At 53.6% G+C, this 15,303-nt stretch carries 12 protein-coding genes; 6 read left to right on the top strand and 6 right to left on the bottom strand.

Annotated elements, in window-relative coordinates:
- From OXF42_07535 to OXF42_07525, 3 genes are all read left to right on the top strand, one after another.
- On the top strand, positions 1–1,780 hold a 1,780-nt coding region (locus tag OXF42_07535; GenBank protein MCY4047937.1), incomplete at its 5' end, for a helicase-related protein.
- Positions 1,755–2,360, top strand: a complete 606-nt coding sequence (locus tag OXF42_07530; protein MCY4047936.1) for a hypothetical protein — start codon at positions 1,755–1,757, stop codon at positions 2,358–2,360. The genes OXF42_07535 and OXF42_07530, both read left to right, overlap by 26 nt.
- A 46-nt stretch (positions 2,361–2,406) precedes the next feature.
- Positions 2,407–4,332 carry an ATP-dependent helicase gene (locus tag OXF42_07525; protein MCY4047935.1) on the top strand — a complete coding sequence of 642 codons (1,926 nt, stop codon included), beginning with the start codon at positions 2,407–2,409 and terminating at the stop codon, positions 4,330–4,332.
- 28 nt (positions 4,333–4,360) lie between these two features.
- Here OXF42_07525 and OXF42_07520 read toward each other — a convergent pair whose 3' ends face one another.
- The 6 genes from OXF42_07520 to OXF42_07495 form a co-directional block, all read right to left on the bottom strand.
- On the bottom strand, positions 4,361–4,912 hold the full coding sequence (locus OXF42_07520) for a hypothetical protein (protein ID MCY4047934.1): 552 nt from the start codon (positions 4,910–4,912) through the stop codon (positions 4,361–4,363).
- A gap of 1 nt (position 4,913) precedes the next feature.
- Positions 4,914–6,086 carry an AAA family ATPase gene (locus OXF42_07515; protein ID MCY4047933.1) on the bottom strand — a complete coding sequence of 391 codons (1,173 nt, stop codon included), beginning with the start codon at positions 6,084–6,086 and terminating at the stop codon, positions 4,914–4,916.
- A gap of 165 nt (positions 6,087–6,251) precedes the next feature.
- Complete coding sequence (locus tag OXF42_07510) at positions 6,252–6,677, bottom strand: GFA family protein (protein ID MCY4047932.1); 426 nt, start codon at positions 6,675–6,677, stop codon at positions 6,252–6,254.
- A 43-nt stretch (positions 6,678–6,720) separates the two neighbouring features.
- The gene (locus OXF42_07505; GenBank protein ID MCY4047931.1) at positions 6,721–10,029 is read right to left on the bottom strand and encodes an SUMF1/EgtB/PvdO family nonheme iron enzyme; all 3,309 of its coding nucleotides are present in this window, start codon (positions 10,027–10,029) and stop codon (positions 6,721–6,723) included.
- Complete coding sequence (locus OXF42_07500) at positions 10,026–10,559, bottom strand: hypothetical protein (protein ID MCY4047930.1); 534 nt, start codon at positions 10,557–10,559, stop codon at positions 10,026–10,028. Before OXF42_07500 ends, OXF42_07505 begins: the two co-directional genes overlap by 4 nt.
- Positions 10,543–11,604 (bottom strand): hypothetical protein, encoded by a 1,062-nt coding sequence (locus OXF42_07495; GenBank protein MCY4047929.1) that lies wholly within the window; start codon positions 11,602–11,604, stop codon positions 10,543–10,545. The genes OXF42_07500 and OXF42_07495 overlap by 17 nt, the downstream gene beginning before the upstream one ends.
- Before the next feature lie 110 nt (positions 11,605–11,714).
- Here OXF42_07495 and OXF42_07490 point away from each other — a divergent pair, with 110 nt between their 5' ends.
- From OXF42_07490 to OXF42_07480, 3 genes are all read left to right on the top strand, one after another.
- Positions 11,715–13,181 (top strand): aldehyde dehydrogenase family protein, encoded by a 1,467-nt coding sequence (locus OXF42_07490; protein ID MCY4047928.1) that lies wholly within the window; start codon positions 11,715–11,717, stop codon positions 13,179–13,181.
- On the top strand, positions 13,171–13,962 hold the full coding sequence (locus OXF42_07485; protein ID MCY4047927.1) for an enoyl-CoA hydratase-related protein: 792 nt from the start codon (positions 13,171–13,173) through the stop codon (positions 13,960–13,962). Before OXF42_07490 ends, OXF42_07485 begins: the two co-directional genes overlap by 11 nt.
- A 134-nt stretch (positions 13,963–14,096) precedes the next feature.
- Positions 14,097–15,281 (top strand): Fic family protein, encoded by a 1,185-nt coding sequence (locus OXF42_07480; protein ID MCY4047926.1) that lies wholly within the window; start codon positions 14,097–14,099, stop codon positions 15,279–15,281.
- The last annotated feature ends 22 nt before the right edge of the window (positions 15,282–15,303 follow it).

The raw sequence follows: 15,303 nt of genomic DNA, 5'->3' as shown, positions 1-15,303 counted from the left end.
GAAAGACATTAAGGTTGAGTTCAAAATTACCGAAGACAATATAAAAAGCCGCCTTGACTGTTCACGAGAAGAGTTAGATTTCACCGTCATAGATGATGAAAACAAGAAGAAAAAGATTCTCATAGAAAAACTTGACTACTTAAAAGAAACAACCGGCATACTGAAACTAAATGGCGACGAAACCAAGTGTGGAATAGTCTTCACTCCTAATGTTAACGGATATAAAGGTTGTGTTGATATTGCAAATATACTTCAAAAACACTTTCAGACAGAAGTCAGATGGTTTGCTGGCTCAACCCTTGCGACAGGATTCACGAGGAAACGGCAATCCGAATACACTAGAGAATCCCAAAAAGGATTCAAGGAAAATCAGTTTTCTTTGATAGTGGCAACCAAAGCCTTTGGAATGGGTATAAACAAACCCAATATCCACTACACTTTCCACTACGGCATACCGATGTCAATAGAAGGGTTATACCAGGAAGCAGGTCGGGCAGGAAGAGACAGAATCAAATTCAAGAAAGAAAAAGCTCAATGTTTGATTCTGCTTTCTAAATCTGACGAAACACATCTCTCTAAACTCTGGGAGAGAGAAACACCTCTGTCTATTGTAAAAGAAATACAAGAAAAAGACAAAACAAGTGGAGATATCAATACCAATCTCTTCTTGTTTTGTAAAGACTTGGAAGTCATACCAAAAGAATTTTCAGTCATGAAATCTTTATACACTCGATTTGCAAAACCAAATCAAAACGGAGTTAAAATAACATGGAAAAAATACAAACGAAACGAATTAACTGAAAAAGCGAGCCAACAAACTGAAAGAGCTATTTACAAACTTAGCCAGATTGGAGTTGTAAAAGATTGGACAATTAATCACAAAGATGGCTGTTTTGAAGTGGACTTTAATGATTTTTCCGAACAAACCATACTAACATCTCTTTTAGAAACGATTAGAAAATATGATCCTGAGTACTCACTTGTAAAACTTGAAGAAGATTCCCAACATATATACCAAAAGTTTCTTGATTACCTGAAACGCAACCACAATAAAACAAATGCTACTGACAACGCTTTGTTGAACCCTTCAAAGACAGACAAATACATGCTCAGGTTGCTTGACTGGCACGATGAAAACTTCATATACAGCAGAAGACAATCTTTAAGAAATGTGTATAAATGGTGTTGTGATCTCGCGGACAAAGGGGGAAAAACCAAGGAAGAATTCAAAAAGTACCTTGAAGATTATTTCAGGTTTTCAGAAACAACTGACTCTCTACAAATTATAGCAGAAACACCTGCAAACTATAAAGAATGGTTCAAAGTCTTCTATCAGCCTCAATCTTCCCGTTTGAAGACAAAAGAAGAACAGCAAAGTTTAAGAAGTAGTTTGAGCCGCTTTTTAGAAACATACAAAGAGAATTCAGGACTGAACCTCATCAGTGGTCTGCTACACTTATTGCTGGATGACTATGAGGACAGGGATGGGAATGGGAAAAGCAGACTTGAAGGGTCACTGGAAAAGATTCAAAAATATGGACCTTATGAAAAACAATACATCATTGAAGAGATACTGAAGATTGGCAAGGAGTCCGATGATAAAAACAAGGCTCTTTTGGCTAAATCGCTTCACAAATTTTTTGACAGCGGGAAGTTCTTGTATACATTGCACGGAGTGTTAAACGATTCTTACTCGTTAGCAATCTTGCTTCAGCAAGCAAGCAACAGATTGCAAAGAGTGAAGGAGAACTTGAATGACGGACTTAAAGAAATTGGATAAGACCATCAAAGACTTGGATGAAACATCCAATGAGTTGAAAGAATACGGTAAGATCTACAAGGGAATTTCTGCGTTGAGCAAAGAAGCAGCAGAAGTGACTGACAGACTCAAAAAAACCAATAACAATCTTTCCGAGATAGCAAGCAAACTTGAATCCTTAATCAAGAAGCAAGACCAACAATTCGAAAATGTGGCAGAGAAAGCCGCCGAGGGTTTTTTCAAAGAAACCAACCGCAACCTCTCCCGAATAGTGGAAACAATTGAATCCGTGATAAAAGAGCAAAACCAACAGGCTGAAGACATCAAAAAAGAAAACAAAGAAAACTTCACTCTCTTGTTGGACAACCTCAAACTACAGTTAGAAGCCCAGAATCAACACATTGCAAATATGGAGAAAACTTTTTCTCTGTCCTCAGACAACATCCAAAAGAGCACGAAAGAAACTCTTGAGAATATGGTTAGCCTTCAAATACAGTTGTCTAATGATATGAAAAGTAGATTAACAAAGTATCTTGTCGCTATGGCATTGGTTGCAATGGGAGTAGGCGCGGGGATTGCTTTGTACTTTATGAGAATTTGACTTGTAATGCCTTGCATGAATAGAGAAAATTAGGAGTTGAAATATAATGAACTGGTCAAATGGACTTGATGAGGAAACGCCTACTTTTAAGATAGCCTCTTCGAATAATAGTCGCATTCGTGTCATGGCCGGTCCGGGAACAGGTAAGTCTTTTGCCATGCAAAGGCGAGTTGCTCGGCTGTTAGAAGAAGGTGTTGAACCATCTGAAATCCTGCCTGTGACTTTTACCCGAGTGGCTGCAGAAGACTTGCATCGTGAATTATCTAGTATGGATGTCTATAGATGCGACGAACTCGAAGGAGTTACTCTCCACAGCCTCGCTCTGCGGATGCTAATGCGGACTAATGTATTGAGGGCAACAGGACGTACTCCACGACCACTGAATAAGTTCGAGATAGAGCCACTGATTTATGATTTGAAAGACAAACATGGCGGAAAACGCAAAGTAATTAAGCTAATTGATGATTACCAAGCCGCTTGGGCTCGACTCCAAAATCAACAGCCAGGATATGCACAAAAATCCGCAGACATCGCCTTTGAAATAGACATTATAGGGTGGTTGAAGTTCCATAAGTCTATGCTGATTGGCGAGGTTGTTCCTCAACTTTACCAATACTTACACTCTAATCCAACAGCAACAGAAAGAAGTAATTACAAACATATTCTTGTGGATGAATATCAAGACCTGAACCGTGCTGAACAAGAGGTAATAGAATTGTTATCTGATGTAGCCGATGTGTGCATTGTCGGGGACGATGATCAGTCTATATATAGATTTAAACATGCCCATCCCGATGGTATCCGAGAGTGGACTACTATTCATCCAAGGGCAGATGATTTGGATTTGGAGATATGTCGCCGCTGTCCCACCAGGGTGGTTGAAATAGCAAACAACCTGATTAAGAATAATAATACATCACGCTCAAAGCCTCGATTAACCCCCAGGCTCAAAAATGGCAAAGGTAATGTGCGAATTTTCTCATATCGCACAATCGCAGAGGAAGTTAAGGCTGTTTCATCAATAGTCTCTGAGATGATTGCAAGTGGCATACCCCCCAGAGATATTCTCATTCTCACACAAAGCAAAGCTTTTGGCACACCACTATATGAAGCCCTTGTAGCAAAAAGTATTCCCACCAAATCTTATTATGTGGAATCTGAGTTGAGTCACGAAGATGCACAACGAGCATTTACCCTCCTTAAACTCTTTGTGAATCATGAAGATAGGGTTGCATTAAGATGGCTTATCGGCACGGGTATAGGTAACTGGAATTCTGCTGGCTATAGTCACATTAGAGAGCATTGTGAGAAAAACCGTATGTCACCTTGGGAGACAATGACACAGATTGTGCAAGGGACACTAATATTACCTTATACGAAAGGTATCATTGAGTCTTTCCGCAAAGTTGTTAAAGATTTGTATGCCTTAGAAACACTTCCTAATCTTCGAGCCGTTGTAGATAATCTTTTTCCTAATGAGCAAGATTCCACTCGAGATATGCGCAAACTGGCGTTAAAAATTCTTGACCAAATGACAACTGACGACCGCACTGAATTCGTTCGAGAAATTTCCACATCAATTAGTCAACCTGAAATTCCTACCGAGATCACAGATGTGCGAATTATGAGTTTACACAAGAGCAAAGGACTCAGTGCACCAGTGACTGTGATTGCTGGGTGCGTTCAAGGACTACTTCCGCGTCTGCCAGATAATAGTCTCTCCAATGCAGAAAAAATACAACACATAGAAGAAGAGAGACGTCTTTTCTATGTGGGAATCACGCGAGTGAAAGCCATGCCGCAAAAAGGGAAACCAGGAACACTTATTCTTACTTATTCCAAACAGATGCCAGTTGCTACTGCCTATTCAGCTCGTGTTTCACCCTATGGGAAGCAAAGTGGACAAGCTCTTTTCCATGCAAGTCAATTTATCAATGAACTACAATTAACACCGCCATCTGTCGGTAGGTAAATGCGTCTCTCACAGAGCAGAAACATACTTACAAAAGATTAAGTTCCCCCTGACGCACTCCTGTTTTTTCCGAAAACCTTATAGTTTCGCCAAAACGAGACTTCAACTCATACCCACACTTCCCAATCAACCCCTCAACATCCTCAAGCGACTTCACAGAAACAAACCTCCTATCCGGTGAAAAATAAACATCCGCTTCCTTCCGTTGCTCCAGCAAGTTGAAGATATTATTCAGCGTCCCCCTACTCTTGCCGTCCCATATCATAATGCCGAAATCAGCAACACGGCTCATTTCGGCATCTTTCATCGCAAAGTATTTGAAATCCTTCCTCCTGCCCCCGGAGTCAATCACGACAGTCTCCCAATTCCCCAAATTGTTCCTGTATTCCCCGTCCATACAGTAGATAACCACATTCTTATAACCTTCCTGAGCAAAGAAACCCTGAACCGCTTTATCCGCGCCACCGGCTTCTCCGACCACAACTTTGCAGTTGCTTGCTATTACACTATTCAGCCTTGCGCGGACAGTTGAATTCAATCGCGGCAACTTCCGCGAACCGCCAATAAAGACCGTCTTCATTTTAATCACTTCCTTCAATCCTCTTAATAAACTCTTCAAACATCGGCACAGTAAACGCCACCTTTCCACGAGCCGGACTGTAAATTACTCCTTTTCGTATAATACTGTCTCGCTGTTTGCTGAGTTTTCCTGTGCTCACGTCAAGCCTTTTCGCAATATCGGACGAGCGGTATGGGCCATGTCCAAGTTCCGCCATTGCAACCACATAATCCTGCTCTTTGGGTGTCAACCGGTCATAGCGAACGCTAAAGAACCCTTCATCCAGCCTCCGTAGAGCCTCAGTTGAAGCCGTGTCAATATCCTCCTTGCTGATGGGAGAAGACTCCGCAATGTTCCACGCCTGAGACCCCCATTCCTGCAAAAAATAGGGGTAACCCCCCGTTCGAGTCAAAAGCCGGTCAAGAGCGGCGTCCGAGATTGACTCACCCTCATTCTCTATGGGTTGACGAATCGCTTTGACAGCCGCCACATTGTCAAGGGAGCCGACCTTCGGAAATTCAAACAGCCGCTCGGCATACGACTTCACATTACCCGCCATCGGAGCCACCTGAGGCAGACCGGCCCCGAAAAACAACACAGGCAGAGACTCCTGACTGACCCGATGGAGCGAGACAATCAGAGCGGCAAGTTCCTTTTTGCTCAAATACTGCAATTCATCTATCAGCAGACACCACGCTGTCTTTGCCGATTTTGCGGCTTCCCCAACTTTTAGAAACAGGTCGGGTAGGTCAAATTCAAGGTTGCCGCTGTCCGCCGTTCCGGGTTCCGCATCCACTGAAATCGTAACGTCCCCAACCGATATTTTGAAAACATTTGCGAAACCCTTCAGAGCACGCATCGCCTCATGGACATGCGCTTTGGCATTCTGAACCGCCGACAACTTCCTTAAGACCTGATGAATTTGCGGATACAAAAGGCCCGCCAAACTCTCGTTTTCGGGCGACTCTATAAAGGAAGTTAGACATTCGTCTGATTCGGCTATCCCCTTGATCTTATTTAAGAGAACGGTCTTACCCGTGCCGCGCAGTCCGAGGAGAATTTGAGATTTGGCATGGCGACCCGCAACAACTCGCTTGAGGGCGACCTCGGCACCGGAAACAATCTCATCACGACCAGCAAGTTCCGGCGGCTGACTGCCCGCCCCCGGCGCAAACGGATTTCTTACCGTGTTCATGGCGAAAGTATAACCTTTTATCCCCTTGTATACCAAGATTGGGTTATAAATAGGGATAAACGGGGATAAATAGGGATAAATGGTTATAAAGAGGGATAAACGGTTATAAATGGATAAAGAAGTTATAACTCCGTTTTCTCCAATGATTACAGTAACTTACCCCCCTCAATCCCCCTCCGCAAACTTCGCAAAACACTCCTCCCCCGTCATCTTCTCCCTCTCTCCCCCGAACTCATAAAACCCCGGCTTCTCGTCAATAAAGACCTCATGGGTGAATGCAAACCCCTTCCCGTCTCCGAACAGCCCGACCGGCATCATATGCGTATTGTTGCGCTTTATCCGGTAGAACAGATGAGTCCCGCACTTTCCGCAAAACCCCCTGTCCGCCCAGTCGGACGAGTCCAGAACCTTTATGTCGCTTTCACCCTCAAAAGCCACATCCGAACCGCAGTTAACGCCCATAAACGGGCCGCCGCTCCAACGTCGGCAAGTCCCGCAGTGGCACGCGCCCACATCCGTGCTCGCGCTTGCCGCCGTAAAACTGACCGCGCCGCACACACACTTTCCCTTTGCTTCCTTTACATTCGCCATCTTAATCCTCCTTGCTTTGGCATTGCACAACCCTACCCGCCCGTCAGTCAAAAAACACCCTGAACCCAAGACCCGGCGAGCGGTATTCAAGCGGCAGCAACCGGCCGCCGAAACTGCTTGCGGTCTGCTTTCCGGGAAGCAGCCAGTTGCCGCCCTGCGCCCACATCGCAAGGCCGCCCGCATCAACGGACACGCTGCGCGTCCATTCCGACACGCCCCCCGCAAGGTCGTTTATTCCGGCGGAGTTGCGGTCGCGCGAAGACCGCCCGCACACAAGGGGGCCCGTCATGGCGGCGTCTCCCGTTACGGCGGCGGACGGGTCATAGTCATCACCCCAAGGATAGCGGAGCAGATCGCCTCCGGCGGCGGCAATCTGCCATTCCTCGCGGGTGGGAAGCCGCCCTCCCGCCCACCGGGCGTAAGCGTCCGCCGCCCACCAGTTGACGCCGCTCACGGGCAAACGCGGGTCTTCCCTCTGCTCATCCCAGCCGAGCGGCGTGTAGTCCGTCCCCTCCGGCTCATTCTCATTCGCAAAAAGCCCCCACCGGGTCAGCCGGTCGGAAAGAAAACGCCCGTATTCCTCCCTGCTGACCTCGCACACGCCCGCCTTCACCGAACCGCCGCGCGCGCGGGCTTTTCGTAAAACCTCCACCGGCGGGTCTCCGGTTTCAGCGATGAAAGCCGCAAGACGGGGCAGACGCGCGCCCGGAGGCATGCCAGCGGGATACTCGCCGCCCGGTATTTGAACGGAACGTATTTCCGAACCCCAGGGCGCGGAGCGGGCGGGGGCGGAATCGTAAACACAGCGGAAGCCCAGATGGTGGCTTTTTATTGAGGGGGAAACCTCAATCCATGCGGGGTTGAGCGCATACAGCCGCCGCCCCCTTGCGCGAAGCGGAGGCGCGCCGTGAGCGGCGGGGCGGCGGAAACCTTCGGGCAGGTCGCGCCGCCCCCTGCTCCACTCCATCACGTTGTGGTTCAACCCGCTTACCCCCTCCGGCGTTGAGGCGGACGGGTGGGCTTTGCACACCTGCGCCGCGTTGCGGTCAGGGTCGTTGTAGGGCCACGGCGAGCCGTCCCACTCATTTCCCCAAGGGTAAAGCCGCCCCTCCGCGCCGGACGCCGCCGCCTCCATCTCGTCCGTCCACGGCAGCCGCCCGCCGGCAGCCCCGCAATACGCGGCGGCGGCGGCAAAGTCCATCCCGCTTGCGGGCGATTTCAGCAAACCGGCAATCCGGTGTCCGGTGGAAATGCTTTTCAGGTCAACGGCGGACGCATTGACGGCGGCGGCGTTGGCGCTTTCCGCCCACCGGGCAAACATCTCATAGTCCCTTTGCGTTACCTCGCACTCGTCAATGCGGAACGGGGATATGTCCGCCGAACCCGAACCCTTTGAGAGCCGGGCGCGAAGTTCGGCGTCGGAGCGAATAACGTTCAGATCTTCCAGCACCGCCTCGTCAACGGAGCGCGCCGCCCCGCCGCCCTGCTGTAAAAGGGCGGGGATTTTGACCTCCGCAAGCGCGGACGGGCGGATTAAAAACCCCTGCCGCGTGAGCGCGAGCGAGGCGGCAATCAGAAGGGCAAACAGGGCAATGAACCCGCGCGGAAGAGCCGCGCCGCGAAACATCCTTTTCAGAAACAGCGCGAGTATGCCGAGGCCGAGCAATGCGTAAAACGCAAACAGCAGCCCCCTTGCCCCGAAAAACTGCGCGGGGCGGGGCGAGAGCAGGGAGCGCCCGTCCAGCAATGCGCGGTTGTTCAGCGGGTCGGTAAGAATCCGGCCCTCCGAATCAATCCGCGAATAAATGAAGCCGACTATAAAATCGTTGAATTCCGGCGAAACATGCGCCACGGCGCGCCAGCGCGGCACGGACGGCAACTCCTGTGACGGCGGCATAAGCAGAACCGAACCCCATCTCACCGGCAGGCGCAGACCGTTCCAGATGTCGGGGTGGGAATTGAGGTTGATAACCGGGCGGGCTTCGGAGGAAAACTGCCCCGGACCGGAGATGAGCGCCGCATGAGACAGCAACCGGTTCGGCTTGAACGCAAGCGCGGGCTCTCCGCCGGGAGACTCCTCTTTCAGTATCAGGAACGGCTGAACGGGCAAATCCGCGCCGAAGAGGCCCTCCACAATGCCGCGCTGCCACATAACGCTGCCCGCAATTCTCCGCTCCGGCGGGGTAAGGCGCGGCGGATTTTCAACCAGTTCCGATATACGCCGCTTGAAATTGCGTATCTCCGCAACCGGCGAGACGCCGCCGTCCAGAACCTCCTGAAGTTCAGCCGCATACCGCAACAGCGCGCCTATCACCTTCTCCGGCTCGGGAATCTCTTTGCCCCACGGCAAACCCTCCTCATCCTCCCTCAAACTTTCAGGGCTGGCAAGACGCAGGCGAAAACCGCCGCCCTCAGAACCCGAACCGCCACCGCCGCCGCCACTTCCGCCGCCTCCGGAACCGCCACCGCCGCCGCCTGAACCGGAGCCGAAACTGCCGCCATAAGCGCCGCCGTATGCCCCCGGAAAACCTCCGCCGCCAGAACCTCCGCCACCGCCGGAGCCGGAGCCCTCACCGAAACCGCCGCCCGGTGACGCCACCGCGCCGCCGGGCAGGCTTCCGCCGCCTCCGCCGCCGCCCGCTCCCGAACCGGAGCCGCCTCCGCCGCCGTAGTCCCAGCCGCCGCCTCCGCCGCCGCCCAAACCGTCACCGTCGCCCGAGGCAAGAATGTCTCCCACGGACTGCCCCGAACCGCCCTCACCTGAACCGGCGGCGACCGCCGGGCAGTCTTTTCCGGCAACCCCCGGCGGACACCGGCGGGCGGCGGCAATCGGCAGGCGGGCGGGAAGAAAATGCCAGTGAGTGGGGGTCGCCTCATATTCGCGCAGTATGGACATCACCACGTAAAACTGCCCTATGTCGTAAATGTCCATCCGCAACCGGCGGCGGGTTCGCGGGGGGATGGAGGAAAGCCACTCGTCCATCGGGTTGGGGTCTGCAAGCAGAACGGCGCGGGGCCATACGCGGCCCGAATAATACTCCCGCGCATAGTCGCGGTGAAGTTCCAGAATCGGCATGACGGCGGGGTCAAGGATTTGGTCTATGGGAGAATGCTCATAGTCGTGCAGCACGGCGGGCTGGCTCGCCGTGAGGCGGTTCAGCACAAGAGAGGTGGCAAAACGGCGGCTCATCACGGAGGCAACCTCGCGCGTCTTTTCCGCCTTGAACTCCTCGCGCTCAACACGCGCCGCAATGCTGAGGACGATGACTATGAGAAGCATCGCCGCCCCGTTTGCGAGGATGTCCACAAGCGCCATTCCGGCAACGCCGGGAAGTTTGCGCCTACTGCTCACGGCTTTTCCTCCACGTATTCGCGTATGTAGTCCGGAATGTCTCCGAGGGAGACGGATTTGAGAAGTTCATTGTCGGCGATAACCCAGCCGATGGTCACCGCCCTGTCGGGCCACATGGTTCGCAGGCACTCGCGCGCCTCCGCCATTACGGGAACGCTGCCCTCAAGCATGAAGAAAACCAGCTGGTCGCCGCGGTTTGAATAAACCCGGCGGGCGTATTCGGCAAACGGCGTGTTTGTGTGCGGGCAAATCCCGCCCGGCTGAGCCTCCTGCCCCGTCTCAACTATGCGGAGAGACGAGGGGAAGGAGATGACGACAAAACCGGAGCCGCGCTTGTCGGGACGCTCTATGCGGAACAGCCCGTTTTCCCCCGCGCTTTCAAGCCGCTCCCGCGCCGCCTCGCCGGTGAACAGGTTGACGAGGACGAGAAAAACCAGCAACAGTCCGAAAAAGCCGCCGAACGCGGCCATCATAGCCGCGCCGTTCTCGCCCTCCGAAAAACGCCCGCCCCTTCTACCGTTTCCGCGCATCGTTGCGAAGGCGCGTCTCCAGAGCGGCAAGCGCCCCCTCTTCGCCGCGCTGCACAAGGGTCAGCATCAGCATAAGAACAACGCTCAGCGACAGCGCTATCAGGGTTGTGTCAAAGGCTATTCCGAGCGGCGCAATCGCCCCGCCCAGCTCGCCGGACATTCCGGCAAGGCCCGTGTCGGATGAAAGTATGCGCCGTATGCCGTCCGCGGCGAGCGATATGCCGAGAACCGTGCCGATAAAGCCCAGCACCGGAACAGCCCAGACAATGTAGCGCGGTATCAGGTAGGACTCCTCCAGTTTCTGCCACAGCATGGCGGAAAAACGGTCAACATCCCCGCCCGATTCGGAGGGAAGAGCGGGGGGGCGCAAAGCCCCGGCGGCGCGGCGCAGGGCGCGTATTCCGCGCAGTTTCCCCAGAAGAAGCAGAAATCCCCAGAAGAAAAGCAGGGTGGTTACGGGCGGAATTATCCCGCGCTCAAGAAACCGGACGGACACGGCGTCTCCGCCCGACGGCCCCTCCGACCACCAGTTGAGGCCGAGCAGAAAACCGGACGACAGCACAAGGGACGCAATAAGACTCAAATGCGCGGCGGGCTCTGAAAACAGCGCGCCGGAAAACTCCTCCCGGCGCGGGGCGGAAGCCGAGGCGAGCCAGATTGCGGCGATATACAGCGCGAGCGCAACGGCAAAAAGCGGTGCCATGCGCCCCGCAAGCGAGTGCTCCGCCCCGCCCGACACCACCTGCCACGCGGGAAAGGCGAGCGCAACGGCGACTGCGGCGAGCGCAACCGTAGTAAGCGAGCGCAAAAAACCGTAAACCGCGCGGTCGGAGGACGCAAAAAACATAACGCCCGCCGCCGCGCCCGCGCCCCCGGCGGACACGGCAAGCGCAATCCACACGGAAACCCCCGCCATGCCCGCCAGATTCACGCAGGCGGCAAGAAAAAGAACCAGCGACACGGCGGCGGCGGACGCGGCTTTTGAAAGCGGAAACGCTCTCACCACGCCAAGGGCGGTTTCAAAAAAACGGCGAATACGGGGCATCAAACCTTTTCTCACGGACGGAAACGCAATCGTATCACAAAGAGCGCAAAAATACACTCCGCCGCCCCGCCCTTGCATTGGAGGCTTTCACAGACAATACTCTTTACACAATGCCGAGGGCAGTCAAATGCAACCCGTTCATAGGCGGCAGGGAGGTCAGGCCGCGCGGCGGAAACTATTTTGCGCGGGAGAACCCCGCCACCGAAACCCCGTTTGCGGAGGTGGCGCTCTGCGGGCGCGCCGAGGCGGACGCCGCCGTCAGGGCGGCGCAAAAGGCGTTTGACGGGTGGCGGCGCACTCCCGCGCCGCAGAGAGCCAAAACACTGCTCAAAATGGCCGGGGTGTTGGAGAAAAACTCGGAGCGCCTCGCCCTCATCAACACGCGGGAGACCGGCAAGCCCGTCCGGGAGAGCAAACTGGTTGAGATCGGCGGCTCGGTGAAAACGCTTGAATACTTCGCCGGGCTTGCTCACGGGATATGCGGGGAGGCAATGGAAACCTCCGAGGGGCAGGCCTCTTTCACCATAAAAGAGCCCGTGGGTGTGGCGGCGCAAATCGTGCCGTGGAACTTTCCCGTTTTGCTTGCGTTCTGGAAAATCGCCGCCGCGCTTGCCGCCGGGTGCACGGTTGTCGTCAAGCCGTCCGAACTGACTTCGGTCGCCATCACAAAAATTGCCGGGCTGTTTGCGGACAAGGCGGGGCTGCCCCCCGGCGTTCTGAATGTTCTTACCGGAGCGGGCGCGGAGGCGGGCGATGCGCTGTGCCGCCATCCGGGGGTCGCAAAGATTGCGTTTACCGGCTCAACCGCCACGGGCAAAGCCGTTATGGAGGCCGCCGCCGGGGGGGTAAAGCGCGTCTCCCTTGAACTTGGGGGAAAGGCGTCCTGCATTGTTTTTGAGGACGCGGACATCGGCGGCGCGGTTGAGGCGTGCCTGAGGGGCGGCTTCTTCAATCAGGGGCAGAACTGCACGGCGGTAACAAAACTGCTTTTGCACGAAAGCATCCGCCGGAAGTTTCTGAACGCCTACATTAAAAGGGTGGAAAAGATAAAGACGGGAGACCCCCTTTCTCCCGCAACGGAGATGGGCGCGCTGATCTCGCGGGAGCATCTGGACAAGGTTGAGGGCTGCGTTAGGGAGGCGGTGAGCGGCGGCGCGCGGGTGCTTTGCGGCGGCGGGAGGCGGCGCGGCGCGGGGTATTTCTTCAAGCCCACCGTTCTTGGGGACGTCCGCCCCGGAAATGTGGCCGCGCAGACGGAGATCTTCGGGCCCGTGGTTGCCGTGATGAGTTTCAAGACCGAGGGGGAGGCGCTCAAAATTGCCAACGACACCGGCTACGGACTTGCGGGCGGCGTGTGGACAAAAGACATAAACCGCGCGATGAGGTGCGCGCGCGCGGTGGAGGCCGGTTATGTGTGGGTGAACACCTACGGCGGAATCATCCCCCAGACGCCCTACGGCGGATTCAAGCAGAGCGGTTTCGGAAAGGAACTGGGAGCGGAGGGACTTGAGAACTATCTTGAGACAAAAACGGTCAACATCTCCGGCGTCCCGGCGGTCAAGTGGTATGGCGGCTGATTTCAAGGACATAAAATATTCAAAAACACGCGGGCGCGCCCTCATAACAATAAACCGCCCGCGTGTTCTGAACGCTTTCAGGGCTGTAACGCTCCGCGAGATGATAGAGGCGCTGACGGATGCGTGGAAGGACAAAAAGGTGGGTGTTGTGGTCATTTCCGGCGCGGGAGGCAGGGCGTTTTCCACGGGCGGCGACCAGAAGGCGAAAAAGGGCAAGCCGGACGCAAAACTTCTTGGCGTGGGCGCGTATGTGGCAAAACTGCACTACATAATACGCAACATTCCAAAGCCCGTTATTGCCGCCGTGAGCGGATACGCCATAGGCGGCGGCAACGTGCTTCAGGTGGTGTGTGATTTGACAATTGCGGCGGAGACCGCCGTTTTCGGGCAGGTGGGGCCGAGGGTCGGAAGCGTGGATGCGGGTTTCGGGACCGCCTATCTGGCAAGGATAGTGGGTGAGAAGAAGGCAAGGGAGATGTGGTATCTGTGCAGAAAGTATTCCGCCCGCGAGGCGCTTGAGATGGGTCTTGTGAACGCGGTCGTGCCGGAAAAAGACCTGAACGCCGAGGTTGACCGCTGGTGTGATGAAATTCTTGAGAAAAGCCCCACCGCCCTGAAGATGGCAAAATACTCCTTCAATGCGGACACCGACAGCATATTCGGCATATCCCGCATGGGGCTGAGCTCCCTTGAGTTGTTTCACCTGACCGAGGAGTCAAAAGAGGGTGTGGACGCGTTTGTGGAGAAGCGCGAGGTGGATTTCGGGAAGTTTCGGAAATGACAATGAAGTTATAATGAGTTGACAATGAACTGACAATGAAACTGTGTATATGCGCTATAACTATTTGATACATAAAGATATTTTTTCCAATGAGTTGACAATGAACTGACAATGAACTACCTTATGACCTCACAATGAGCGTCATAAAATACGGAAAACCCGCAGATTGGATCAGTTACGACTTCAAGGAGGTTGCGACCCCTCTTGCCGAGGCGAAGGCGGCGGTTGAAACCTTGAAACTTCTGCCCCGCACACGCGACTACACGGAGCGGTGGAAAGCGGAGCAGTTAAGGCGCGAAGCGGCGGGAACATCGCGCATAGAGGGCGCGGAGTTCACCGAAGACGAACTTGACGAGGCGCTCAGGGAAACCTCCGCCGAATACGGGCTGACCCATTCCCAGCGGCAGGCAAGAGCGGCGGAGCAAACCTACAGGTGGCTTACCGCGTTGCCGTCCGGCTATCCGTTTGGCGGCGATTTGATAAAAGAGATTCACAGGCGGATTGTCAGGGGTTGCGATGATGACCATTGCGAGCCGGGCGCGTTGCGGAGAAGCGGGCAGAATGTGATTTTCGGCTTGCCGCAGCATCGGGGCGCGGAGGGCGGAAATGAGTGCGGGGAGGCGCTTGAGGAACTTGTAAGGGCGGCGTCAAGGGAATTCGGAAGCCATGACCCGCTGATTCAGTCCCTTGCCGTTCATTACCATCTTGCGGCAATTCACCCTTTTCTTGACGGAAACGGCAGAACCGCAAGGGCGGCGGAGGCGTTTATGCTCCGCAAGGCGGGGTTGCAGGAAGAGATTTTCATACCGGTTTCCAATTTTTACTATGAAAACAATGCCGAGTATTTGAAGGTTTTAAGCGAAACCGCCGGAAAACACGGAGACCTGACGGACTTTGTGAAATTCGGGTTGAGGGGAATAAAGACCCTCTGCAAAAGGGCCGCCGGGGAGATAGCCCTTCATCTCCGCAAGTCGCTTTTCCGCGAGCGGATGCATGAGTTGTTCGGCAAGCTTGAGAGTCCGAGGAAACGGGTGATTGCGGAGAGGCAGATGCGTCTTTTGAACATACTGCTTGAAAAGGGCTCTCTTCCGGCGGAAGATTTTGCAAAAGAGGCGGTGAGCAGGTCTTTGTATTCGGGACTGAAGAAACTTGACAATGCCATACAAAGGGATTTCAAAAAACTGCTTGATCTGGAAGCGGTGAAAGTTGATGAAGCGACAAATGAAATGAGTATAAATCTTTTATGGGCGGAAAAGATGAGCGAGAAAGAGTTTAAGGAAAAGTTTGACCTGCTTCCGAAAGCAAGGTCTTATTTGTAACGAAGCATAGGCAAGGTGTCCA

This window comes from Candidatus Dadabacteria bacterium (assembly GCA_026708565.1).
In the GTDB taxonomy this organism is placed as follows: domain Bacteria; phylum Desulfobacterota_D; class UBA1144; order Nemesobacterales; family Mycalebacteriaceae; genus Mycalebacterium.
The sequence above is the reverse complement of the archived record's forward strand: the minus strand, read 5'-3'. Positions and strand labels throughout refer to the sequence as shown.

Bases quoted from the DNA above. Each gene is read 5' to 3' on its own strand.
- OXF42_07530 (MCY4047936.1), top strand. From the start codon at position 1,755: ATGACGGACTTAAAGAAATTGGATAAGACCATCAAAGACTTGGATGAA.
- OXF42_07520 (MCY4047934.1), bottom strand. From the start codon at position 4,912: ATGAAGACGGTCTTTATTGGCGGTTCGCGGAAGTTGCCGCGATTGAAT.
- OXF42_07490 (MCY4047928.1), top strand. From the start codon at position 11,715: ATGCCGAGGGCAGTCAAATGCAACCCGTTCATAGGCGGCAGGGAGGTC.
- OXF42_07495 (MCY4047929.1), bottom strand. From the start codon at position 11,604: ATGCCCCGTATTCGCCGTTTTTTTGAAACCGCCCTTGGCGTGGTGAGA.
- OXF42_07480 (MCY4047926.1), top strand. From the start codon at position 14,097: ATGAGCGTCATAAAATACGGAAAACCCGCAGATTGGATCAGTTACGAC.
- OXF42_07515 (MCY4047933.1), bottom strand. From the start codon at position 6,086: ATGAACACGGTAAGAAATCCGTTTGCGCCGGGGGCGGGCAGTCAGCCG.
- OXF42_07510 (MCY4047932.1), bottom strand. From the start codon at position 6,677: ATGGCGAATGTAAAGGAAGCAAAGGGAAAGTGTGTGTGCGGCGCGGTC.
- OXF42_07525 (MCY4047935.1), top strand. From the start codon at position 2,407: ATGAACTGGTCAAATGGACTTGATGAGGAAACGCCTACTTTTAAGATA.
- OXF42_07485 (MCY4047927.1), top strand. From the start codon at position 13,171: ATGGCGGCTGATTTCAAGGACATAAAATATTCAAAAACACGCGGGCGC.
- OXF42_07500 (MCY4047930.1), bottom strand. From the start codon at position 10,559: ATGCGCGGAAACGGTAGAAGGGGCGGGCGTTTTTCGGAGGGCGAGAAC.